This is a genomic window from Brevibacillus schisleri (assembly GCF_055685845.1).
The window spans coordinates 1,734,447-1,758,536 of the sequence record NZ_JBVNDM010000001.1 but is presented as its reverse complement, the minus strand read 5'-3'; the positions used below and the strand labels follow the sequence as shown (position 1 = coordinate 1,758,536).

Here is a 24,090-nt window from a genome sequence, read left to right as displayed (position 1 = left end):
TCTCACCTAAGCAATTTCATCAGATCCGAGGATCCTTGCGTAAGAGTTACCTGTCAACAGTCGTATACGACGTCGACCCAGGTGAGAAGCTGGGCGCCTCTGCTTGTTCTCGAAGTATGAAGTGTTGTTTATACACGCAATTTATATTACAAGGTAGCTTGGGTTTTGTCAAGGCTAATACCTAATTATCCCCCGATATGGGACATTTCGACCTTTTCACGCTTGGCGAGACCAGGCGTTTCACTTAGCCGTTCCTCCGAGTAGCGCACGTCACGCCGCTCCCAGATCGCACGTATCAGCTCGCGAATCTCTTCATCCGAGCGTCCATCGCGGACTGGTTCGCGCAAATCATCTCCGGATGAAGCGAAGAGACAATTGTACAATTTCCCTTCTGCCGACAGGCGAGCCCGGGTACAAGTGGAGCAAAAAGCTTGGGTCACCGATGAGATCAACCCGATCTCCTGGTCCGATCCCTCATAGCGATAGCGAGAAGCCACTTCTCCATAGTAGTTCGCTTCGGCCGCTACCAACGGCATCTCTTCATGGATCATACGCACAATTTCACGGGAAGGTACGACTTGATCCAGCCGCCAGCCGTTACTGTTTCCCACATCCATGAATTCAATAAATCGAAGGGTGTGCCCTTGCTCACGGAAGTACCGTGCCATCGGCAAAATATCTTGATCATTGACTCCGCGCTGTACCACCATGTTGATCTTGATCGAAAGCCCGGCATCTGCTGCAACACGAATCCCATCCAGCACAGCATCGACCTGATAGCCTCTTCCATTCAACATCCCAAAGCGCTCATTATCCAAGCTATCCAGGCTGACCGTGACCCGATCCAGACCCGCTTCTTTTAGTGCTTGCGCATGGCGGGACAAGAGAGAGCCGTTAGTCGTCATCGCAATATCTTGAACGCCTTCTACTTCACGTATCATTCGAATCAATTCAGGCAAATTTCGGCGCATTAATGGCTCTCCGCCGGTAATGCGGATTTTCCCGACTCCAAGCGAAGTAAAGATCTGGGTCAAACGGGTAATTTCCTCAAAGGTCAGCAACTTGCTTTGCGGCAAAAACTCAAAATCCGGTCCAAAAATATCAGCAGGCATGCAATAACGGCAACGAAAATTACATTTATCGGTGACAGATATTCGTAAATCTCGGAGAGGACGGTTCCGTAAATCAAGCACTTTATCTGGCATAGCTGTTCACTCTCCTTTTATCTATAGGACGACTTTTCCTTTTCCCCTTCATCTTCATCATACCGTATTTCGACTTCGTTCCAGTCTATTATCTTAAATCGAAATCGCCAAATTTTCAAACGCAAACAGCACATTGTGGAATAAATGGGTTCGCTTTGCAAAAAAAGAGTACGAATTCCTCCTGACATTCGTACTCTTCCCGCTATGCATTCTTATATCTTAAATTTGCGAATCATTCTTTCCAGTTCGCGAGCCATCTGGTTCAATGATTCAAATGAAACGGCAAACTCTTCCATTGTGGCCAACTGACCTTTGGAGGAAGCCGCCAGATTTTCAGCATTGTGCGCTGAAACCCTTGCAATTTGGGCAGTCTCGTCCACAGATGCTGCTACTTGTTCCGATCCAGCAGACATCTGTTCAGAGACAGCAGATACCTCTTGAATTTGATCGGTTATCTGTTGAATTTCTTGCAGGATGCGTTGGAAGGCTTCTCCTGACTCCAGTACAGTAGACAATCCAACCTGAACATCCTGATTGACGGAATCCATCGAGTTGACTGCCATGTTCGTATCTGTTTGGATCTCCTGAATCAGGTTGGCGATTTGTCGAGCAGACTCATCAGATTGTTCTGCGAGCTTTCTCACTTCATCTGCTACGACAGCAAAACCTCGTCCATGCTCTCCCGCACGAGCAGCTTCAATGGCTGCGTTCAGAGCAAGCAGATTCGTTTGAGAGGCAATTCCTGTTATCACGTCAATGATTTGCACAATTTCTTTGGAACGCTCACCCAATTGCTTGACGACGGATACAGAATGCTCCACAGAGCCACGGATGGAGTCCATTTGCTGGATAGCCTTTTGGATCGACTGGTTTCCTAGCTGCGCTTCATCCGCCGTACTTGTAGATGATTCCGAGATAATGGAGGTTGTCTCCGCCACACGTTGGATGCCAATCGACATTTCTTCCATCGCTCTTGCGGATTCTTCCGTACCTCGGAGCTGATTTTGCGCCCCGCTCGCTACTTCCTGTATCGTGGTAGATATTTTATTCGCAGTATCTACATTGTCCGCCATGCGAACCGATATGTTGTCTGACGAAGTAGAGAGGGTGTTCACCGCTTTTTGGACTTCTCGAATAAGTCCTTGGATGGATACTTGCATCACCTGAATGCTATGACCAAGCATGCCGATTTCGTCTTTTCTATCCAAAAGGTTTTTGGGCAATTCCGCGGTAAAGTCACCACGACCGATCTGTGCAATCTGGTCAACGATGGCAAGTAATGGCTTGGTAAATTTGTGCGAGAAAAGAACGGAAGCAACAGCCGCTAGTAAAGCAAACAAAATACTTAATGCCCCAATGGTGAAACCGATTTGATTGGCTTCAGCAGAGAGCTCAGCTTTTTCGATAAACGAAATATATTTCCAACCGGTTTTGTTGGAAGTAAAGACGTTCGCCAAATACTCGGTATCGTTCATCGTGACCGCAAAGCTGCTGGGGGTATTCTCTGCAATAGCGGCCAATTCAGGAATTTGCGTATCTTTCAGGTTTTTCGAGTTGAGCTCGGGGTTCTTGGGATCAGCTAAAATCGTTCCGTCTTTGCCCACCAGCATGAGATAACCCGTTTTCCCAATCTTAATTTCTTTCAAAATATCGGTAAGCCCTTTTAAATTCACATCCAGTCCAACAACGCCCAATGGTTCACCTTTGTCATCCTTTAATGTCGTCACGTTACTGATCACGATACTGTTGTCGCCCAAATAGAGATAAGGATCTGTTGTAATCACTTTTCCGGGATTTTCCATTGGTTTTTTGTACCAATCCCTTGTACGCGGATCGTAATTCGCGATGACATCATCTGTCGGCCACTGTATGTATCCCCCGTATTTGGTCGCTAAATAAATAAAGGCAGTATTCGGATGAGAATCGACAAATCGCAGGAAATCTTGAAAAATAGCGGCCTCTACCCCGCCATTTTGCAGGGGGGTATGCTTGGTTTTGGTTGGTTTGTCCATATACGTCGTGATGGTGTTATCTGCACTCTTTAGTAAGGGACTGCCTGCTATCAGGTTGACGTTTTCACGAATCGAGTCGAAATACAAGTTAATCGCGTTGTCTACCTGAGCCACTTCTTTAGTCGAGGATTCAATAAAATAAGACTGGATTCGCTCCTCCATACTGACGTATACAAATGAGCTAATCACCCCAATCGGAATTAAAATAATGGCAAGAAATGCTGCTATCAGTCTTTGCTTAATGCTTACCCGCATGGGAATCCCCCGCTGTTCTTCTTGATGTCGATTAGGATACTTACTCTACATCCTTTTCCCGTTCTTTTTACCTAGTAAACGTGTCAAGTAAACGTTTACTGAAAAAAAAGCCGCCCGAAACTTCAGGGCGGCTCTACTTCTAAACGCTCTTACTTCATTTCATTGATTTCAGCGCGGATTTTCTCTACAAACGCATCCACTGTCATCGCGCCTTCATCGCCCACTCCGCGTTTGCGGACGGACAGTGTACCGTCAGCCACCTCTTTTTCACCGATGACCAGCATGTACGGGATTTTTTCAACTTGTGCTTCACGGATTTTGTAGCCGATTTTCTCATTGCGGCCATCCAGTTCTACACGAATGCCAGCTTGTTGCAGTTTTTCTCTTACTTGTTCTGCATATGGCATGTGCACTTCGCTGATGTTCATGATGCGTGCTTGGATTGGTGTCAGCCAAATCGGGAATGCACCTGCGTAGTGCTCGATCAGGATACCGATAAAGCGCTCCATGGAGCCGTACATCGCACGGTGCAAAACAACTGGACGATGCTTCTCATTGTCTTGACCAACATAAGTCAGGTCAAATTTCTCAGGCATTTGGAAGTCCAGTTGGATCGTTCCACATTGGTGACGGCGTTTCAGCGCGTCGGTAATTTGGAAGTCGATCTTCGGTCCGTAGAACGCACCGTCTCCGTCTTTGATTTCATAGGCCATACCAAGCTCTTCCAACACTCTTTTCAGAGAGCTTTCTGCTGCTTCCCACAGCTCATCAGAGCCCATGGAATCTTCTGGACGAGTGGACAGAGCCACACTGTATTCGAAGCCAAATACCTTGTAGATGCTGTCAATCAAAGTGATCATGCCTTTGATTTCGCTCGCGATCTGATCAGGACGGACAAACACGTGCGCGTCATCCTGGCAGAAGGTACGCACCCGCAGCATTCCATTCAACGCCCCGGAGTACTCATGACGGTGAACTTGCCCGAACTCAGAGTAACGGATCGGCAGGTCACGGTACGAATGCATCTCGTTTTTATAGATCAGCATGTGACCTGGGCAGTTCATTGGCTTCAAGGCGTAAGTCGCGTTATCTACTTCAGAGAAGTACATGTTCTCTTTGTAGTGATCCCAGTGACCGGATTCTTTCCAGAGGCGCTCGTTCATGAGGAACGGAGAGCGCACTTCTGTGTATTGTGCCAATTGTTGCAGACGGCGGGAGAATTGCTCCAGCTCGTTGCGAACAGTGAAGCCTTTTGGCAGGTAGAACGGCATACCTGGTGCTTCCTCGGAGAACATGAACAGGCCCAGTTCTTTACCCAATTTGCGGTGATCGCGCTTTTTCGCTTCTTCGATGAAGTGCAGATATTCATCCATGTCTGCTTTTTTCGGCCAAGCTGTACCATATACGCGTTGCAGAACTTGGTTTTCTGCTTTTCCGCGCCAGTATGCACCTGCCACGCTCATCAGCTTGAATGCTTTGATGTAGCCAGTAGACGGCAAGTGCGGTCCACGACAGAGGTCGAAAAATTCGCCTTGCTCATACAATGTGATAGTCGCATCCTCTGGCAGGTCGCGAATCAGCTCCAGCTTCAGATGATCGTTCAGTTCTTGGAAAATCGCAGTTGCTTCTTCGCGGCTTACAACTTTGCGACGAATCGGCAGGTCTTCCTTCACGATTTTTTCCATTTCTGCTTCGATTTTGCCCAAATCCTCCGGGGAAAGGGAAACCGGAATATCCATGTCGTAGTAGAAGCCATCTTCGATCACAGGACCGATTCCGAACTTCACTTCAGCGCCGTAAATACGTTTTACCGCTTGAGCGAGCAAGTGAGCTGTACTGTGGCGGTATACTTCCAACCCGTCGGCAGAATCGAGGGTAACGATTTCAATCGCTGCGTCATCTGTGAGTTCTGTGTACAGATCAACAACCTTGCCGTCTTTTTTACCAGCTACTGCCTTTTTCTTCAGGCTAGAGCTAATGGAGCCTGCGATGTCTTCGATAGTAATCCCAGCGTCGTATTGACGAACGGCGCCATCTGGGAAAGTAACATGAATTTGTGCCACTGTGGATTCTTCCTTCCTGTATCTGTTTTGGTTGAGAAAATAAAAAAACACCCATCCCCAAAAAGGGACGAGTGTGTTCTCGTGTTACCACCCTACTTCAAGTCTGCTCACAAAAACAGACTCCTCATTCCATGTAACGGTATCTAACCGGCATACCGATAGTAAAAGCCTACGCTTCGTTCCCGGCAGCTACTCGAAGGTGGTAGATCAATAACAGTTCGCAGCGAGCTTCCAGCCTGTGGCCCGCCTCTCTAGAGCGTCCTAACTATTGTCTGTGTCCTTCTCATCGTATTTATAAGCGATGTAAAGTTGTTGTTGCTATTATAGTTTAGAGGGATTATTCCCGTCAAGTACACGTCGCTCGGATAGACAAAGGGAACAAGAGTGGCAAGTAATGAGCCGACCGTCAAAAATACTGCGGATCGTCTGTACAAGCCCAGGCTTTTCCGAAGCCATATGGAGCACGATACTCTCAGGAGCCAGTGTAACCAAAGCACTGACCAAATAATCCTCGTCACGGCATTTTTGTTCGTCCATGTTCAGAACAGTATCCAACTGTTCAAGCCAAAGACGATCCCCTTTTTTATCATAAAGATGGAAAGGTTTGTCCACACTAGGAACGACATGAACGATTTCCTGCTTGGTTTCCTGTACAGCAATGAAGTAGCGCAGCAGTTCGACAAACTCTTGGTATTGCTTGTCTTCCAGATATTCATCAATGCCCGTTTCCACGAGTTCGAACAGCTCGTTCCAATGCTCCTGCAGTCGAAAGCGGATGAAACCCAATACGTTGATCGTTCTCTCCCACTCCAGATAGGTGAAGACATTGCGATATACGTTTGCCTTACGTGTCGTAGCCGTTAACAGTTCCCCGCCATCCAGCTCGACTTCTTGGCACATGCGTTGAATATAAGGAAAAATCTCAGTCCACTCGCTTTCCATCTGTTCGGCAGCGAGTAAGTCTGCGGCCATTTCTTCCATAATTTTCGGTTCCTTCACCTGAATGACCCATTCGGCTAATGTAAGAGCAACGAAGGCTCTTGCCCAATCGATGGTCTGCGCGTCATATTCACTCTCACACCAGCTTTGAAAGTAGAACAAGAGGTATCCATTCTCTTCTTGCTCCCTGTATGTAATGCGCACCGGTGCAGTGTTGACCCGCTCCGTCATCTCATTTACGATAGCCCGATACGTGTCACAATGCTCAGGGACATTCTCCAGCAATACGCGAAACGTCTGCATAACCATCCCCCCAACCCGCCATTGTAGTTACAGTATATGTCCCGTCAGGAGCGATATACTTTTAAACGGTTGGAAACTCAGGGAAGGTTGCAGGTAAAAAGTTCCTGATTAAAATACAAAAAAACGCTTCCCTGCCGGTTTCCCTTTGTTAACAGGGGACAGAGAAGCGTTTTTTGGATGTATTTTTTTTTAGTTTTGCATGACAAAATCACGTTCTGCCATCTCGCCGTCTTTGAAAACGCGCAGGATGTCATATTGTGTGTTGCGCTGTGCTGGAATTTTGCCTGCGCCACGAATGAGGTCCAAAATTTGGTTCGTGTTGACCTTGTACGTACATGCTGCTGCGGAAACAACATTTTCTTCCATCATCGTTTGGCCGAAATCGTTCGCTCCATAAGAGAGAGAAAGCTGACCGTAATGCGGACCCATTGTCACCCAAGAAGATTGGAAGTTTTCGATATTATCCAGTATAAGGCGGCTGATTGCCAGTGTTTTTAAGTATTCCTCCGGCGTGTTGTTGACAGCCTTCATGTTGGTGTTGTCCGGTTGGAAGGTCCAGACGATGAACGCTTTGAATCCGCCTGTCTCATCTTGTGCATCGCGGATGCGCAACAGAGAAAGTACGCGCTCTTCCATCTCTTCTCCAAAACCAATAACCATGGTAGCTGTACCAGGCAAGCCTGCACGGTGTGCGGCTTTTTGGGTATCAATCCACTCAGTCCAAGAGCCCTTCAAACGGGAAATCTTCCGACGTGTACGATCATCGAGAATTTCGCCACCCGCTCCCGGCAAGGAATCGAGACCTGCTGCCTTCAGCTCTTTCAGCACTTCCTCGACAGACATGTTGGAAACTTCCGCGATTTTCATCACTTCCGCCACAGACAGAGAGTGCATCGTAATCTGCGGGAAGCGCTCTTTGATCGCACGCAAGAGGTCGGTGTAATAATCCAGCTTTAGATCAGGATTGGTGCCACCTTGCATCAAGATTTCTGTACCGCCTACATCAACGGTCTCCTGAATCTTTTCGAAAATAGTCTCTCTGGGAAGAACGTATCCTTCAGAAGAGCCTGGGGGACGGTAAAAGGCACAAAAACGGCAATACGTGTCACATACGTTCGTGTAATTGACGTTGCGACTAATGACAAAAGTCGCAATCGGATCTGGATGATGCTTCTGCATAACCAGATTAGCGTAATGTCCGATCTTTTCGATTTCATTGCTCGCAAACAAAGCCAGACCGTCTTCGAGACCCAGGCGTTCACCTGCGAGAGCACGTTCCAATATAGAATCGATCATAAGGATCACTCCTTGTACCATACGTAAATTCCATCCCACATCATAACACAATACCCGGACATCGGCTATAGCCCGAGGTGCTGGCAGATACACCACCATACGCGAAAAAACCCTGCAAGAGACAGGGCTTGGAATCGCAAAGATTCTTATTCTTCTTCATATCCAATCTGTTCGTACACTTCTGGCTCCCAGTAAATCACGGTTTGCGCTAATGGCAAATTCGTTTCGCGCGCTCCGTTTGGTTTTCCATTAAAATAGATGATTTCTGTTATGGATACCCGATCACCACGTACGTCAATTTCCCCTGATACTTGCAAGTTAGTCCCGTTTGGTGCATAGAAAACGACTTTTCCCGAACCCAATGTTTTCATTGGTTCCTCCCATGATGTTTGTCCTGTTTCCCTACATTTTAGTGGATAATCTTTCCTAGCGTCAATGAAAAAGCAAGGACTTCATTACCAATATTCGACCTAGAGCTTTTGGAATGTGATAGCTGCCAATCGCCCTATTTCCTCGTTTTTCCTCACGTCATCTCACTTCCGTTGTGGTCTTTCTTTGGACAAAGTGGCATAAGATGGCTACAATAGAAAAAACCCCGTAAGGAGATGCTCATGCTCGAACATATCACACAGCTATTCATGCAATATGGGATGTGGGGACTCGCGGCCATGGCATTTTTGGACTCATTTATCAGTCCAATTCCTCCGTTTTTTATGCAAATTGCGATGAGTCTGCTGAATCCAGGCTCAGCGATTCAGTTTGCGACAGTAGCCTTTACTGCTTCCGTCCTCGGCGCTCCCATCGGATTTTTGTTGGGGAGATGGCTGGGAAAACCACTTTTGCACAAGATTCTCCCTGAAAAATGGGTTATCGTAGCGACGGAAAAATTCGCAAAAAACGGGGATGCTGCCGTACTGATTGGAGCTTTTACCCCCATTCCTTTCAAGGTTTTCACTGTGCTCTCAGGTGTATTCAATTACTCGCTGACCAAGCTCATGTTTTATGCGATCATCGGGCGGGGATTGAAGTTTTTCTTGATTGGCACCTTGTTTTATTTATACGGAAATCACGCAAAGGTTCTGATCGATGAATACTTCGAGATCACGCTGCTAGCGGTAGCAGCAGTGGTTGCTGCGGCCTGGTTTATTTGGAGCATGCGCCGCAAGCGGTACGCATAAAAATCAAAAGCGCCTTTGCCACCTCAACAAGTGGACAAAAGGCGCTTTTTGATTATTGGGTCGGAACAATAGCGGACTGTTGGGCCCACTCTTCTACGCTGACAAACTGATACTCCATCAGTTGGGTAAAGAACTGAACATCCAGCAAAGAATCGCCTTGAATCCCCCGCTTTTTTCGTGAAGGGAAATGCTTTTCGGCATACAGCTTTGCCAAAATGTACTTGCGCGCATTTCCCTCACGCGTCACCTGATCCTCTGCTTCACTGACGATGCATGATAAGGTGTACAAATCTACCATATGGTCTGCGAGCGCTTTTAATTTGTACGTTACATAATCGTGGGTCTGTTGCATGAGATAGGCGATATTTTCCTCCAGGATGGCCAGTTCTGTTCGAATCAGCTCGGCGTACGGCTGTGAAAAGGCATGCTTCCAGCCAGCTATGCGCTCCCGAAGCATTCTGCTAAACACTTCGTGGCTGTTTTCTTTTTGCATCACACGCAAAATATCGAGTGCCAGTATATTCGAGGTGCCTTCCCATACGGTCAAAACTTGCGCGTCACGCAACAGACGCGGCGTCACGTATTCCTCGATATAGCCGTTACCGCCATGAATTTCAATCGCGGTATGGGTTGATTTGACAGCTTCTTCCCCTGTACGGTATTTCAGCAAAGGAATCAGTAGGCGAGCAAGCGCGTTATCCTCTTTGCTCGCGGAATGAGACTGCAAGCGATCATAGACAGCAATCATATCAAACACTGCACCCGTACTGACCTCTGTATCCAATAAGAGGCTCACCAGCATTTCTTTTACCATCGGGTACTGATCAATTGGCTTCCCGAATGCACGGCGTTGCTCGGCATAATACCTCGCTTCGTAAAAAGCTCGACGCATAATCCCAATCGAAGCAATCGCGTTGCAAATGCGCGAGAGGTTCAGGGCTTCTGCCATGTATTTGAAGCCGTTCTGTGGCTCCCCGATTAAATAACCCTCTGCCCCGTTCAACAGTATCTCCGCAGATGGTACGGCGTTGACGCCCAGCTTTTCCTTTAAGCGGCGGACCTGGATGTGATTGCGTTCGTTGTCAGGCTTTACCCAAGGCACCAAAAACAGTCCGAGCCCTTTTGTTCCCGGTTTCTTCTCATCGATTCTTGCCAAAACAGTCACAACAAATGCTCCTGCATTGCTCGCAAAAAACTTTTCTCCTGTCAATCGGTACACTCCGGGCCGACCTGCTACTGGCTCTGCAACGGTCAAATTCGCACCGACATCCGACCCGCCCTGTCGCTCGGTCAGCCAAGTAGCCCCTTCATACAAGCGAGTGCGGTCACGAGAGGTCAGTCCTGTCAGGTACTGCTCCTTCTGCTCTTCGCTGCCGTAACGATCAAGTAAATAAGCGGCTGACATCGACAAGGTGACAGGGCAATAAAATCCCGGCTCAGACTGGCTTACGAGATAGCCCATGAAAAAGGAATAGCTGTACGGCGCTTTTCTCCCCAACTCAGGGATGTCTTGATACAAATAGCTGACGATGCCTGCTCCGTAAACCTCTGCTACTGTTTCCTTGTAGCCTTCATTGGTAATAATCTCGGAAATATCCTCGCCCAGCCGATTGTACTTGCGCAATCTTGGCTTGCCTTCTCTGTCTGTATAAGCGGCACGCTCATCGATGGGTCCTGCCACTTGCGCACCTAACCAGCTCAACTGCTGTTTGGCCCATTCATGCATGGAAGCAGGGAGATAACGTACCAGCAAGTAATTGAGATTGGGATCTGCTTTGAAAAAGTTTTCCTCCTGTGGCATACGCGGGTGCGGGATGTTGTCACTGTAAGTTCGCTGATCGATGCTCGTTTGCAAATCACTCATCGCAGCTCCACTTCCTTTTGGGAACTGACATCACGCAATACATGCTTCAGGACTTTTCCACTCGTATTCCGCGGCAGCGCAGGGACAATATGGACCTGTCTCGGGAGCTTGTAATCGGCGAGATGACCGCGCAAAAAGCTTTGGATTTCCTCTAGCCAATCTCCATTGTTATCAACTCCTGATTTTAGCACCACATAGGCCGTAACCGTCTCGCCCCACTCCACATGTGGCAAACCTACAACCACTACCTCTCCAATCAACGGATGACGCTCCAACAACTGCTCGATTTCCTTGGGGTAAACGTTAACCCCACCCGTGATCATCACGTCTTTTTTGCGATCCATCATCCATAGAAATCCATCCTCATCTACCCGTGCAATATCGCCCGTATACACCCAACCATCTCGTATCGATTCTGCTGTAGCCTCTGGATTGTTGTAGTATCCTTTCATTGTCCCTTCCCCACGTAAGCGAATTTCGCCCACTTCGCCACTGGCGCATCGCTCTCCTCGCTCGTCTACGACCTCCATTTCGACGAACAATACACCACGATTGCCTATACTGCCGATTTTATTTGGATGCTCTCTATGCAAAAGACACATTCCGGTCGGCCCTGCCTCCGTCAATCCGTAGACGCACGCCAGTTTATCGCGTCCGTAAGCTTCTTCCATGAGCGCAGCCATCTCTTTGGACAGAGGAGCCCCGCCATACATCCAATATTCGATGGAAGACAAATCGTACGCCGCAAACTCTGGATGCTTCATCGTCAGCAAATACGCCACGGGCGCCCCGAAGAAATGCGTAATCCGATGCTGCTGCACCAAGTCCAAAAGAAGCTGCGGCGAGAAGGTCAGAGCCATTACCTGAGTGGCGCCAAGCATGAGCCCTGCAATGAAAAAGAGATGGAGCGGAGCCGAATGACTCAGCGGCATCAAATGTAAAATTCGAGAACGATGTGTCATCGTCAGTTCAATCGACATCATTTTCGCGACAGTCAATACGTTTCTATGTGTATAAAGCACCCCTTTAGGGCGTCCTGTCGTTCCAGATGTATAGAGGATACTGATCTCGCTATCTTCGTTCATGTTCACCAAATAGGGCTGTAGAGAAAGCGCATTCATTTCATTAAAAGACACGTCAGTGGCATCCCAATCAGCAATGCCCTGCCAATTCCCTTGGCTCGTTCCTGTTTTGATTGCCACAAGCTGCGACGTTTGAAGGACCCACTCATTCACGATCGGCACGAGGGCATCGTGAACAAGAAGTGCCTTTGCTCCGGCATGTTCACATATATGTCGTACTTCTTCTTGAGTTGAGCGCGCGTTGATCGGCACGACGAGTGCACCAGTGCGAATGACGGCGACGTAAAAAATGGCAAACTCCGGACAATTGGGCATCAGCATGACGACCCGATCCCCTTGCTGGATGCCAAGCTCTCGCAAATAGAAAGCCCACTGTGTAGAGCGTGTATCCCACTGGGAATAGGTGACCTGTACATCTCCTGCAACCAGAGCGGGCTTGTCAGGGTATTTCCTTCCGTTTGCTGCGAGCAGAGCTGATACGTTCATCGTTTCTCCTCCTCATTTTCTTCAAGCAATTTTTGTTCAAAGTTTTGCTTGTAGACGAGAATGTCTTCTCTCAGTTGTCGGAGTTCCATGATTTTCTCGTCGATCTCACCCAGCTTTTGGTTGCCGTACTCAATCGTTCGCAAAAGCTGCGCCCGACCTGTACGATCCTCGTCGAACAACTCAATCATCTCGCGAATCTGATCCAACGAAAATCCAAAGCGCTTCCCTCGCAAAATGAGTCGCAGCCTGGCACGATCCTTGCGGTTGTAGTGCCTGCTGCCCTTCTCTGTCCGACTGGGGAAAATCAAGCCTAGCTCTTCGTAGTACCGAATCGTTCTGGTGCTGACATCTATTTGTTGAGCAAAATCAGAGATGGTCCACGATTCTTCCTTCTGTATTCCTTCTCTGTTCATGTCCAGCGCCCCTCACTTACATTTATAAAATTCAGAATTCACCGAACAAAATGATTGTAACTGCCGTTTACGTAAACGTCAACTTGATGAAAAATTTATAGGGCCAATCACCAATCTATTATTCGCCCATATATTGTTATTGTGATTTTTGGGGAAGGAGGTGAAGCAATGGCCGTCATCAAAGCGAACTCCAAAGATGTCGATATGCTTGCCAGACTGATTCGAGCTGAGGCTGAGGGTGAAGGTGAGTTGGGCATGTTGATGGTTGGCAACGTTGGGGTAAATCGGATTTTAGGTAACTGCCTTGACTTCAAAAACATTCGCAGCATGCGTGACATGGTCTATCAATCTCCGGGAGGATTCGAAGCGGTCCAGAAGCCGTATTTCTATCAACGGACCAGGGATAAAGAAAGACGATTGGCGCAGCGCGCAGTCAATGGCGAAAAGACCCGTCCGGCTAGCAACGCATTATGGTTCTACCGGCCTTCCGGAAACTGTCCAGCTACTTGGTGGGATCAACAAAACTCCGGTCGCTATAAGGCACACTGCTTCTTCGTTCCAACACCTGCAGATTGTCCACGCGTCTATTAAAAGGAATAGATAGATAAAGGAGCGAGTTCATCATGAGTCAACAAATGCCTTACACTGGTTATCCTCAACAACAATACGGCTACGACATGTACCCATCCGCACAGTATCCATACGGCATACCTCAGCAACAGCAGCAGATGATTCAGCAACAGCAACCTCAACTGGTTCCGATGCAACCAAGCGGGTCCTTGATTCCCGGAATGCCCATTACTCCTGGGCAAGTGCTGGAAGAATCGTACATCGAAAACATCCTTCGCCTGAATCGAGGCAAAGTCATTACGGTGTACCAAACGTTTGAAAACAACAGCCAATGGAACGCCAAAATTTTCCGCGGTGTCCTCGAAACTGCTGGCCGCGACCACATTATTCTCAGTGATCCGCAAACCGGCAAACGCTATTTGCTCCTCATGGTCCACACGGATTACATCACCGCAGACGAAGAATTGAATTACATCCCGCCTCAGCTTCCTACAGGAGTTCGGTAGCAAACCAAGTACAAAAAGACAGTTTCCTTCGGCTATCCCCGGGGAGAACTGTCTTTTTGACGTATCTATCATTCCATGCTATTAATGAGGGAGATACACTTTGCAAAGGATGAGGAAGAGTGGCATTTGGGATTACACGAGACGAACTAAACCGTTGGAAGCAAGCCGTTAGTCAAGGTGAATTGGCATTTCTTACCCACTATTGGCTGGACCCCCGGTTTCCTGGAATCAAAACCGTTACAAAAGTAGGCTGTGCCAATTATTCGTTACTGACAGACTGGTGCCTTGCCAACGGACTCGATCCTGCCTACATTCATAATCGTGCGCCCTTCCCGCATTTTGATTTATTTGGCGAAAAACAAGTCCATATCTTACAAAAGGAAGGTCTGTGGGATCACTTGGAGCGCTTCCGCATGCTCGAAGGTGGACGAGACTAGGACGGATCTTTTTGCACGTGATAGCCTCGATCACCATATGGCGTCAGCTTTTTCATCCATTTATCTTCGAGTTTTTCCAATGCATCCTTCAAATCAAAATACGGGTGGTCTTTCTTTTCAACCTTCTCTAGCACTTTGATTTCAAAAGCGTCCGGACCGTATTTATCCCAGTCTTTTTGCAGCTGTCGATTAGGATGCGAGCCATGCTGAAGCATGAACTTTCTACCATTGATCGTTTTTAGGTTATTCGTGCTAGCGATGAAGACTTTGTCATTTTGCTTGTTCTTTATTTGATAAACACCTGCATCGGTTTCAACTTCCTTGTACATCTGCTTGAGCTCTTGCTTGCGATTCATCTGCTGCGCCCCCCGTTGCTCTCCTTCGTTTTCCACAGCGATCCGCCAATATTGACTGCCGTCCGCCTGTCTATCCATCAATCCTGCATCGACTAAATATCTCCGCAAGGTCACATAATCATCGTAGAGACCTTCGAGAATCTCATTCACTTCCCACTCGGTGTAGAAACGATCAAGCTCGAACTTTTTAGAAATCTCTTCGAGTAGGATGAGTTTATGCTTTTGCTTGCGTGGGAAGCGCTCTAATCGACCTGATAGTCCATTCGGAAGGAATTTCTTTACGACCGCGGCATATTCTGTGGCATCGCCATCTTTCGAGGTGTTCTTTTGCTTGCTTGATTTGGCATCGTTGGACGATTGCTGTTTATCCGCTTCATGCAATAACTCCATCATTACCAGGAACACCTTGGCCTGACGTTCTTTCTCCTTGAGTGCAAAGCGGTGATTACGGATCGTCGATGCACTGCCGATCCCCATTTCATTTTGAACCTCGGCGTCTGTCTTTCCTTGGTAAAAAAGGCGAAGTAAATTAACTTGATGATCAGACAAGCCCGTCAATCGTTTATCCAACTGGCTCAGGTGGGTAAAGACAGAACCGTGCGTAACCTCGATATGATGGCGGATAAAGCGGGACGCTTCGTACAGGACACCCTCCACTGGATAAATGATTCCTTTCTCCACCTGTTCCCCGCAGAGCAAACACATAAAGTGTTCGTCTTGTTCGATGTAACCTTGCTTCCATTCTTGAAGAGAAGCGCTCCAAAATGCTTCGTGAAGACTCATATATAAACACAACCTTTATTCGTTTGAGTTATTATAGATAACTTATCATCGTGTTTATTCCGTGTCAAACAAAAAAGCTCTCCGTTGTATTCGCACAACAGAAAGCCTTTTTATCTATACTTCACTGGCTCGCATCGAAAGGCTTGCTTGAGCCAACTCTTTTAAAAATGTCAAACGGTCACCTTTGTAGAAACGTCCTTCTGTTGCTGTACGTTTCTGCCGATAGCGGATGGCCAATCGGTTTACCATGCGATTAATCTCCAGATGTTGTTCCTCTTCCATCGTAAACCGTACAGCGTATTCATAATAGTCCGTTTCCCACGGAATCGTACGAACTACGTGGCCGTACATTTTCAGAGCCTGTCCGCACAATTCCGTCGCAAACTGCAGAACGAGCTGGTCATTTGCTGGCATTTTGAGATGAGAAAGAAAACGAAGTCCACCTGCCCCAATATCCTCGATCAATACCTGCGTGCTCCCAATCTCCATGGTTTTCCCTTTGACCAGCACAATGGTCATGTCTGCACAGAGGGCGTATTCTAGACGTAAGCGAAAAAATTCACGTTGATGCCCCTCTGATCTACCTGGCATTGTTTTCTCCTTCTTTCTCATCTCATAGTGGGTAACACGCAAAAGAAAGAGCGCCTGTCATCTTGGCGCCTTTCTTTTTATTTTTTGGGCTTTCGGTATCTGATCTCCTGCTCCTTCACTTGAAAACGATTCCATAATTCCCTCTCATCATGTGTGATGGAATCATGCTTTTCCAGCCGGAAGAGGAGTCTAACGACCACCCAAACAATCAAAAGAAATGCAAAAAAGATAACCAGTGTTAGAAAGATCATAAACCCTACCTCCTCCCATTTACTAACAACATATGGGAGGAAGCAAAATAAGATAACCAAATGTGTCAAAAACGTGACGAACCTTCTTTTTCTAAAAGGTTGTCACACTTCTTGGCTTCTCGGAAACAGCAAACAGTCTATCCAAAATGGGGAGCTTTTCTGGTGCATCCAGCTCCAACTGGCCGTATTGATACAGCTTGCGGGCCGTTACTACCCCCATCACGAGTGAAGAAAAATCCGAAATATCTAGCTCCACCGAAACGTCAGACTCCGCTGCCTCTCCTACTTCCGGACGTCCATCGACAAACTTGATGAGCCATGTTCCTTCATTCTCAGGCAGGAACGAATCATGGATCGTCAGCTTTACATTCACTGTTTCCGAACCAAATCGGTGGTGGGACAGCTGACGGAAAAATCCTGGTACATCAATAATCCGATACATCAGACCGACTCCAGATACATGGCTCTCATGATAAATGCTCCATAAAATCGAATCCGTTCCATTGCCCGGGTCGGATAGCAACAAGTGAAAATCTTCGTCCGGCGTCGTGAACTCGATTCGCTGAATCTGATCGGCCTGGCTCCGTAGGAAAGAGAGCAGTTGTGCAAGTGCTTCGCGGTTCTCATATTGAAGCTCTCTTACTTCTATGTTGTTGACGAGTTTGTTTTTTTCATGAGCGCTCTGGAACTGGAAAGCGAGATAGCCGGCGAATCTCCCTTCCTTTTTGTAACCGACGACAATCATTTCAGGGACGTCGAGGAGTCTGTCCCACTCACGGTCTGTTCGCTTGATCATGCCATGGGTTTGACGGGCGATGCGATGATAGCAAGCAGACAGTTCTTCTTTGTCCTCTTTTCTTATATAAACGATTTTGTCCTTGCCTACAAACGGCAGGCTGAACGGCTTGAACTTGTATTGATGAACCTTGGTCCCTATTCCAAAACCCATTTGCTTGTAGAAATCAACACGAAACGGATAGAGAGAGACCAGCGAGATTCCCCGTTCCCGATAGCTGGAAAGAAAACCTTGAAGCATCGACATGGCGACCTTTTCCTTTTTATGCAAAAGGTCTACGGCGACCAGCCCAATTCCGCCAGTCAAAAGCGGTGTACCAAGAACATTCATAGGAAAATCGTACCATTTCATTATACCCGCTAATTGTCCATCACGGTAGCAGCCGTGGTAGCTGACATGTGGGTCGTTTTCGATCGTCTCCCTTACGCGTTCGGCAAATCGCTGTCTGCTCTCTGCACCCAGTAGATTGCTTCCTGGGTAGCTCAGCGCTGCAATTCTCACGACCTCATCGATATCGTCAATGGAAACCGGGCGAATCTCCTCCATCATCTCATGCACTCCTGTCTGCAAGAAATTGGGCATCTAGGAAAATAGTATCGATGTATGTAACGGCTGGCAATATGAAGTTTGCATTTTTTGGAAAACTGTAACCAAATATCGAAAAACGCCCGCACGCGGCGGACGTCTTCGAATTAGTGTGTCTGCTTGACTCGGTTTCCTTTTGCGATCAAAAGGGTCAGAATAAAGCTGCCTATCGCAAGCACGAAGGTGCCTGTGAAGACCACATGAACACCACTAGCCAATAAGTCTCGGATCTGTGCCAGCTGGGCTACCGGGATCGATCCGTGTTCAAACGAGGCCCCTAAATTCGTATGGCCACTTGCTACAGTCACCATGTTGAACAACATTCCAAATACTGCTGCCCCGAAGGTTTGGCTAAATGTACCCGTGAATGTATTGAGGGCAATGGCAGTCCCCCTCTTGTCGACTGCAACAGACGATTGAATTTTTACCATAACGATTGGGGAAATGAGTCCCATTCCCAAACCAATTGAGCCCACAGCCACATAAATGAGGTATCCCGCTGAGTGAATGGATAGGAAGCTCAACAATGTTGTCGCTACCGTCAGAACGGCTGTCCCTGCGATAAATAACTGTTCCGCTCGCAGCTTTCCTAACAAGTTCCCCGCAAGGATAGAGCCAATCGTCCAGCAAACTGGCATCGGTGTCAGGACAAAGCCTGCCATCGTCGCGCTTTCGCCCAAGACCCCCTGGCTCCAGATCGGCAAGTAAACCACCATGCTGATTACAATTCCATTGGTCAAGAGCGTCAGCAGATTGATCATGGTTACATTTCGATTGGTGAAAAGCGAAAGCGGAATCAGCGGCTCAGGCGATTTCTTCTCCACCGATACAAAGACCAGATAGGTCACCAAAGCAAATACGATCAAGGAAATCGTCACTGGACTGGTCCAGGATTGATTCTGGCTACCTGTTAACAAGGCATACAACAAGGCGATGGTCCCGACCGAAAAAATAAGCGCGCCCGGATAATCGATATGGCGCTTTTCTTTGACGGCAAGCTTTTCCTTGTACAAAAGAATGAGCATGAAAAACGATACAAGTCCAAAAGGCAAGTTAAGAAAAAAGATATAACGCCACGTCAGTGTATCGACCAAAAATCCTCCGACCAACGGACCTGCCACACCGGAAAGTCCCCATACAGCACTAATCCAGCCCTGCGCTTTTGCCCGGGCAGTCTGCTCCGTATACAAATCACCGATAATGGTCATCGTAATCGGCATGACGGAACCAGCACCTAAGCCTTGAATGGCACGGAAAACAATGAGCTGCCACATTGACGTCGCCACTCCACAAAGCGTAGAACCTAACAAAAAGATGCCGATCCCGATTAACAACACATTTTTTCGGCCAAATAAATCAGCTAGTTTGCCGTAAATGGGAGCAGATACGGCAGTGGCAAGCATGTAGATGGCGTATACCCAGCTCACCTGTTCAAAGCCTGCCAAATCGCTCGTAATGCGCGGTACGGCTGTACTCACAATCGTTCCTTCCATCGCAGCAAGGAATGTCGAGAGCATAAGGGCAATCATAATCTGTAGTCTCATCTCGATCTCCTCTCTCTATGTACGCATGATCGCGAGTAGCGAAAAAGCATTGTTTAGTATACCACATGAAAAAACAGTCTTTCTCGACCAACGAAAAACCTCGTCTTGTCAAATAACAAGCGAGGCATTGTTTTTCCGTTCAGGGTTATCGATTGGCTGCATTTGCTGCGCGTCGTTTCACTGCTTCAAACACCTGCTGGTAATAATGCACTTCATGCGATACGAAGTCGGCCTTGGCTGCGATCATTGCTATATCCTTTGGTTCACCATTTTCCGTTAGCAAAAATCCATTCACCGTCATCTGTCCGATCTCGCCCGCAAACAACCGCTCTAACTCAAGCAGACTGACCCAAAACAGCCCCGTGACTTCTTCTTCCTGTATACGGTACTCGCGTAACGGTTGACCGCATTCATACAAAAATGTATGGCACATTTCCTTATCAATGATAGAGGGGGCAACCATTACATCACGAATCACGCCTAACGGGTCCAATGCCTCAAAGCTCACGGACAAGCCCAGCTCCTCCTCCAATTCCCGCACGCCGTCAAATGGCTGTTCCGCGGCGAGAAGATGACCGGCAGAGGTAATGTCGAGCAGATCTGGAAAAGTATCTTTTTGTGGATGTCTTTTTTGGAACAACATTTCGATCTGGTCATCTACTACACGATAAATCCAGCAGTGAAAGGTTTGATGCCACAGCCCCAAGCGGTGCACTTCGCTACGCGCTTCTACCCCGATATGCTGTCCTGCTTCGTCAAATATGTCTAGCTGCTCTTCCTGCATGTTTTCCACCCCATGACTTGTCTCTTGAGCATTTCTCTTCCCCAAGTTACATTCCCGGTCCAGAACGTGAATTCCTCTATTGACGAAAAAAGGGACAGCGACAAGCGCCATCCCTTCTATCACCTTTAGTTGATCGATACATCATCCAGCATCAAGTAGCCAACAGGGCTCAGCCAGAAGCCATTTACATTCTTGGATGTAACCGCCACATGATCAATCGTACGAATTGGAAGAATCGGTACTTCCTTTAGCTCGATTTCTTGCAACTTTGCGTAAATTTCATTGCGTTTTTGCGCATCTTTTTCGCGACGTCCTTCTTCAATCAGCTTGTCTACCTCTGGATTGTTGTAGAACGCCATGTTACCTGCGCTGCCTTTCGAAGTGCTGTGGAAGACGTTGTACTGGTTGTAGTCGCCATCCCCTGTTGCATTGCCCCAGCCCCCGATGAACATCGCATGCTCACCATTGTCTGCGTACTCCAGATACGCACCGTATTCCATTACTTTGATCTCCAAATCAATGCCGATGCCTTTCAACTGTGACTGGATGACTTCTGCTACGTTCATGCGCTCTTTACGGTCATCTGTCACGATGGTTGTCTTGAAGCCGTTTGGGTAACCTGCTTCTGCGAGCAGTGCTTTTGCTGTATTGACGTCATACGCGTAATCCTGGAGATTCGGGTTGTAGCCGATGACTTTTGGTGACAGCGAGGAAACAGCCTGTGTTCCTACATTGTTGTATACCCCTTGTACAATGGCTTGCTTTTCGATAGCATGTGCGACAGCTTGACGTACACGTACATCATCAAATGGCTTCTTCTGCACGTTAAAGCCGATGTAATCCACACCCAAGCCTTCTGCACGCACCATGTTCATCCCAGGAGATGCCTGTGCACGCTCTACTTCCGTCACGGGAAGCTGGTCGCCGATGTGCGCTTCGCCTGCTTCGATCATCGCTACACGCGTCGTATCTTCTGGAACAACCTTATACAATACTTCATCTACCTTTGGCTTTTCACCCCAGTAGGTATCATTTTTTGCGAGTTTCATTTCTTGACCCGGCGTCCAGGATATAAATTTGAAAGCTCCGGTTCCCACAGGCTGCTTCGCCAATGTATCGGAATGCTCGGCGATTGCTTTCGGGCTGATGATGCTTCCTTCTGAGCTAGCCAAGATGGAGAGCAGCGGTGCAAAAGGATACTCCAGTACGAAATGTACAGTCTTGTCATCCACGACCTTGATTTCCTTGATCATCGAGAAGTTGGATGCACGCGGTGATGCAACCTTTGGATCGCGTACTCGTTCGAACGTCTTTTTCACAGCGTCTGCTGTAAAGGGTGTACCATCATGGAACGTAACGCCCTCACGGAGCTTAAACTCCCATGTCAAGTCATCGAGCTGTTTCCATTCAGTAGCTAGAGTAGGCTTGTACTCGCCGTTTTTATCGCGAGAAACCAAGCTCTCATACACTTTTCCATACACATAGTTTGCTGAAGGAATATTGGAGATGAAATGCGGGTCCAAATTGTTGGCGTCTGCCTTGCGAGCGACAATCAGGGTTCCCCCTTCTTTCGGAGCTTCAGCAGCAGTTGTATTCGTCGAACCGGATTGCTTCGAGCTCGCACCACCACATCCAGTCAGCGCAACACTAACCGTCAATGTCAGAGCCAACAAGGAACCGACCATGCGCGTTTTCTTCATTTGTGTCTACCCCCTGTAGAATACTGTCGAAAATTCTGAATGTATTTCTTATTTGCATTATACGGTAGATTCCCAACCGAACCTTTCAGCATCTTTACATCAATTTATAATATTTTTACTTTTATTTAATTTTGTGCAGATTAAAAAGTGTGAAAATATACTTGATACCGTTGCTTCGGTGGAGAAGCGTGTTTCCAGTCTTCGCTTCGGCCTCCGCCCAGCAAGGGGGTGAAGACTGTCCGCTCCGGTATGAATGACGGGAGCCGCTTCAAAAGTGGTTGCCTCGACGAAGTATTCGCACGTTGAAGCTAAAAACACTCCCATCATTCATCCCTCCGCTCGGTCGGGCTCCAGAGGCGCTTTGACTGGAAACACGCTTCTTTGGTGTAGTTTGCTGATTTTCCGATCTGTATATGAAAGGCCATAAGAAAATGATTGAGGGTTCTTGATGATTGTCCGCATTTTAATGAATGGATTTGTTTTAAAATCCTTTATAGTTAGTTAAGTAATCTTTTATCATCTTGTATTGCCTGGCTTTCAAGATATTACAAAAGCTACGTTGGAAGAAGTGCATTTCCAGTCCAAGCGCCTCTGGAGCCCGTCCCAGCGTAGGAATGAATGGCGGGGAATTTCAGCTTCACCTATGAGATACTTCCTGAAATTATCTACGTTTGAAGCGCTCCCGCCATTCATTCCGAAGCGGACAGTCGATCCCCCCTTGCGGGGCGGAGGCCGAAGCGTAGACTGGAAATGCACTTCTTCCTCACTACGGCCACATTTATAACATGAAAAATCCGACCTTCTGGAGAAGATCGGATTGCGCTTACTATCTTTATGATTGTTTCTGCCAAACCATCTTGCCCGAGAAAACCACCGCTTCCTTCGGAGATTGTCTAGCCACAGCCTCAGCGGAGCATTTGGCACGGACAAAAACCGCATTTGCCTCATCTCCGACTTTCGGCCAAACCTGATTTCCAGCTTGATCCAGTGGAGTCACGCCACCAGTAACGAATCCCAGTGCACGCGATAGAGATCGCTCATCGATCCACCGGAACCGTTCAGCCAGACGGTTTGCTTTTTGTAACATATCTCCGGTTCCAAATGGGTCCCAATGATCAGTAATGTTGTCATTGTCCAATCCAACATGGACGCCTTTGGCATGAAGCAACGGAATTGGGATGGTTGGCATATCAATGGGAACAGCTGACATGACAGCGATTTGCTGCTCGGCGAAAAGCTCCGCGACCTCTTCGGCCACCGCAGTCGGTACCTCTCCTAGCCCGTAAGCATGGCTGACAGTGACTCGACCTTGCCAACCCGCATCCTTCGTCATTGCAGCCAATTTTTTCATAATATAAACACCCAAATGACCAGGCTCGTGCAGGTGAATGTCCACATCCGCATTCGCTTCAACCGCTATATCCATCATCGTATCAAGTGATTTCTCGATATCATCGTCAAACGTAGCAGGATCGACACCACCGACGAGACCGGCTCCATTCTTCATCGCCTCACGAATGAGGGAAACAGAATCACTGCGCAGCAAGCCATGTTGGGGAAACGCGACAATTTCCCAGGAAAGTTTTTCACGGTAAGCTGCCAATGCCTCCAATGTGGCTTCCAGATTTTTCAGCCCAATGACCGGGTCAATGTTGCAATGCGTCCGCACGTGAGTAGCGCCGTGCGATTGCACTAACTCCAGCAGCTTTTCTGCACGCTCACGGGCGACAGGAAGCTGGCGAGGCAGCAGTTCCTGCTCTTGCTCGATTCGAAAAAAACGATTGGGAGCAGGAAGAACAGCTTGCCACGGACCTCCATAAAATGTTTTGTCTAAATGAATGTGCATTTCCCGGAAAGAGGGAAGCATCAGTAGGCCTTGTGCATCCCATACAGATACCCCGTCAGGTATATCTGACAAAGCAGGTACGATTTTCTCAACGCGACCGTCCGTGAGCAGGACGTGGAAACGCTCCGTCTTTGTTCCCGTCACGATGCCATTCTCCTCTATATAGCCACATTCCAGACTCGCATTTTTGATCCACAAGCTTGCTTTCATGCTTCGTCTCCCATCCTTTTCTCTCTAAATGTTTG

The 24,090-nt window shown here is 47.7% G+C and carries 21 protein-coding genes; 4 read left to right on the top strand and 17 right to left on the bottom strand.

The window, feature by feature from the left end; translation table 11 throughout:
* Positions 1 to 185: 185 nt before the first annotated feature.
* From moaA to ACUUHJ_RS08830, 6 genes are all read right to left on the bottom strand, one after another.
* Entirely contained in the window at positions 186 to 1,205 is a 1,020-nt protein-coding gene (gene moaA, locus ACUUHJ_RS08855) for a GTP 3',8-cyclase MoaA (protein ID WP_289676941.1), read from the bottom strand.
* A 212-nt stretch (positions 1,206 to 1,417) separates the two neighbouring features.
* Positions 1,418 to 3,472, bottom strand: a complete 2,055-nt coding sequence (locus tag ACUUHJ_RS08850; protein ID WP_234127409.1) for a methyl-accepting chemotaxis protein — start codon at positions 3,470 to 3,472, stop codon at positions 1,418 to 1,420.
* 149 nt (positions 3,473 to 3,621) lie between these two features.
* Positions 3,622 to 5,535, bottom strand: a complete 1,914-nt coding sequence (thrS, locus tag ACUUHJ_RS08845; protein WP_472298713.1) for a threonine--tRNA ligase — start codon at positions 5,533 to 5,535, stop codon at positions 3,622 to 3,624.
* Between the two features lie 321 nt (positions 5,536 to 5,856).
* Complete coding sequence (ytxC, locus tag ACUUHJ_RS08840; RefSeq protein WP_289676938.1) at positions 5,857 to 6,777, bottom strand: putative sporulation protein YtxC; 921 nt, start codon at positions 6,775 to 6,777, stop codon at positions 5,857 to 5,859.
* 189 nt (positions 6,778 to 6,966) lie between these two features.
* Positions 6,967 to 8,073 carry a cyclic dehypoxanthinyl futalosine synthase gene (mqnC, locus tag ACUUHJ_RS08835; RefSeq protein ID WP_472298712.1) on the bottom strand — a complete coding sequence of 369 codons (1,107 nt, stop codon included), beginning with the start codon at positions 8,071 to 8,073 and terminating at the stop codon, positions 6,967 to 6,969.
* Between the two features lie 146 nt (positions 8,074 to 8,219).
* Positions 8,220 to 8,444 carry a hypothetical protein gene (locus ACUUHJ_RS08830; RefSeq protein WP_012685327.1) on the bottom strand — a complete coding sequence of 75 codons (225 nt, stop codon included), beginning with the start codon at positions 8,442 to 8,444 and terminating at the stop codon, positions 8,220 to 8,222.
* A gap of 240 nt (positions 8,445 to 8,684) precedes the next feature.
* Between ACUUHJ_RS08830 and ACUUHJ_RS08825 the strand changes: the two genes are divergently transcribed.
* Positions 8,685 to 9,251, top strand: coding sequence for a YqaA family protein (locus ACUUHJ_RS08825; protein WP_289676936.1), 567 nt, complete (start codon positions 8,685 to 8,687; stop codon positions 9,249 to 9,251).
* 52 nt (positions 9,252 to 9,303) lie between these two features.
* Here ACUUHJ_RS08825 and ACUUHJ_RS08820 read toward each other — a convergent pair whose 3' ends face one another.
* From ACUUHJ_RS08820 to ACUUHJ_RS08810, 3 genes are read right to left on the bottom strand one after another with little or no spacing between them, the layout of a single operon-like run.
* Positions 9,304 to 11,115 (bottom strand): acyl-CoA dehydrogenase family protein, encoded by a 1,812-nt coding sequence (locus ACUUHJ_RS08820; protein WP_472298711.1) that lies wholly within the window; start codon positions 11,113 to 11,115, stop codon positions 9,304 to 9,306.
* A complete protein-coding gene (locus ACUUHJ_RS08815; protein ID WP_472298710.1) occupies positions 11,112 to 12,683 on the bottom strand; it encodes a class I adenylate-forming enzyme family protein in 1,572 nt (523 codons plus the stop codon). The genes ACUUHJ_RS08820 and ACUUHJ_RS08815 overlap by 4 nt, the downstream gene beginning before the upstream one ends.
* A complete protein-coding gene (locus ACUUHJ_RS08810) occupies positions 12,680 to 13,096 on the bottom strand; it encodes a MerR family transcriptional regulator (RefSeq protein ID WP_472298709.1) in 417 nt (138 codons plus the stop codon). Before ACUUHJ_RS08810 ends, ACUUHJ_RS08815 begins: the two co-directional genes overlap by 4 nt.
* Before the next feature lie 168 nt (positions 13,097 to 13,264).
* On the opposite strand from ACUUHJ_RS08810, the gene ACUUHJ_RS08805 reads away from it, so the two are divergent.
* The 3 genes from ACUUHJ_RS08805 (at position 13,265) to ACUUHJ_RS08795 (ending at position 14,609) form a co-directional block, all read left to right on the top strand.
* A complete protein-coding gene (locus ACUUHJ_RS08805; RefSeq protein WP_064200996.1) occupies positions 13,265 to 13,687 on the top strand; it encodes a cell wall hydrolase in 423 nt (140 codons plus the stop codon).
* Between the two features lie 32 nt (positions 13,688 to 13,719).
* Complete coding sequence (gene gerQ, locus ACUUHJ_RS08800; protein WP_289676932.1) at positions 13,720 to 14,172, top strand: spore coat protein GerQ; 453 nt, start codon at positions 13,720 to 13,722, stop codon at positions 14,170 to 14,172.
* A gap of 119 nt (positions 14,173 to 14,291) precedes the next feature.
* On the top strand, positions 14,292 to 14,609 hold the full coding sequence (locus tag ACUUHJ_RS08795) for a hypothetical protein (RefSeq protein ID WP_472298708.1): 318 nt from the start codon (positions 14,292 to 14,294) through the stop codon (positions 14,607 to 14,609).
* Here ACUUHJ_RS08795 and ACUUHJ_RS08790 read toward each other — a convergent pair.
* From ACUUHJ_RS08790 to ACUUHJ_RS08755, 8 genes are all read right to left on the bottom strand, one after another.
* Positions 14,606 to 15,748: a DUF2087 domain-containing protein gene (locus tag ACUUHJ_RS08790; RefSeq protein ID WP_472298707.1), complete on the bottom strand. Its 1,143-nt coding sequence runs from the start codon at positions 15,746 to 15,748 to the stop codon at positions 14,606 to 14,608. The two genes, ACUUHJ_RS08795 and ACUUHJ_RS08790, sit on opposite strands and share 4 nt — an antisense overlap.
* A 114-nt stretch (positions 15,749 to 15,862) precedes the next feature.
* On the bottom strand, positions 15,863 to 16,339 hold the full coding sequence (locus ACUUHJ_RS08785; RefSeq protein WP_472298706.1) for a PilZ domain-containing protein: 477 nt from the start codon (positions 16,337 to 16,339) through the stop codon (positions 15,863 to 15,865).
* Between the two features lie 77 nt (positions 16,340 to 16,416).
* Positions 16,417 to 16,590 carry a hypothetical protein gene (locus ACUUHJ_RS08780; protein WP_016739076.1) on the bottom strand — a complete coding sequence of 58 codons (174 nt, stop codon included), beginning with the start codon at positions 16,588 to 16,590 and terminating at the stop codon, positions 16,417 to 16,419.
* A 91-nt stretch (positions 16,591 to 16,681) separates the two neighbouring features.
* On the bottom strand, positions 16,682 to 17,932 hold the full coding sequence (locus tag ACUUHJ_RS08775) for a GNAT family N-acetyltransferase (RefSeq protein ID WP_472301162.1): 1,251 nt from the start codon (positions 17,930 to 17,932) through the stop codon (positions 16,682 to 16,684).
* Between the two features lie 146 nt (positions 17,933 to 18,078).
* On the bottom strand, positions 18,079 to 19,515 hold the full coding sequence (locus ACUUHJ_RS08770) for an MDR family MFS transporter (protein ID WP_472298705.1): 1,437 nt from the start codon (positions 19,513 to 19,515) through the stop codon (positions 18,079 to 18,081).
* Between the two features lie 145 nt (positions 19,516 to 19,660).
* Positions 19,661 to 20,299 (bottom strand): NUDIX hydrolase, encoded by a 639-nt coding sequence (locus ACUUHJ_RS08765; protein WP_472301161.1) that lies wholly within the window; start codon positions 20,297 to 20,299, stop codon positions 19,661 to 19,663.
* A 125-nt stretch (positions 20,300 to 20,424) separates the two neighbouring features.
* Positions 20,425 to 21,999 (bottom strand): glutathione ABC transporter substrate-binding protein, encoded by a 1,575-nt coding sequence (locus ACUUHJ_RS08760; RefSeq protein ID WP_472298704.1) that lies wholly within the window; start codon positions 21,997 to 21,999, stop codon positions 20,425 to 20,427.
* A gap of 832 nt (positions 22,000 to 22,831) precedes the next feature.
* Complete coding sequence (locus ACUUHJ_RS08755; protein ID WP_472298703.1) at positions 22,832 to 24,055, bottom strand: amidohydrolase family protein; 1,224 nt, start codon at positions 24,053 to 24,055, stop codon at positions 22,832 to 22,834.
* Positions 24,056 to 24,090: the final 35 nt, after the last annotated feature.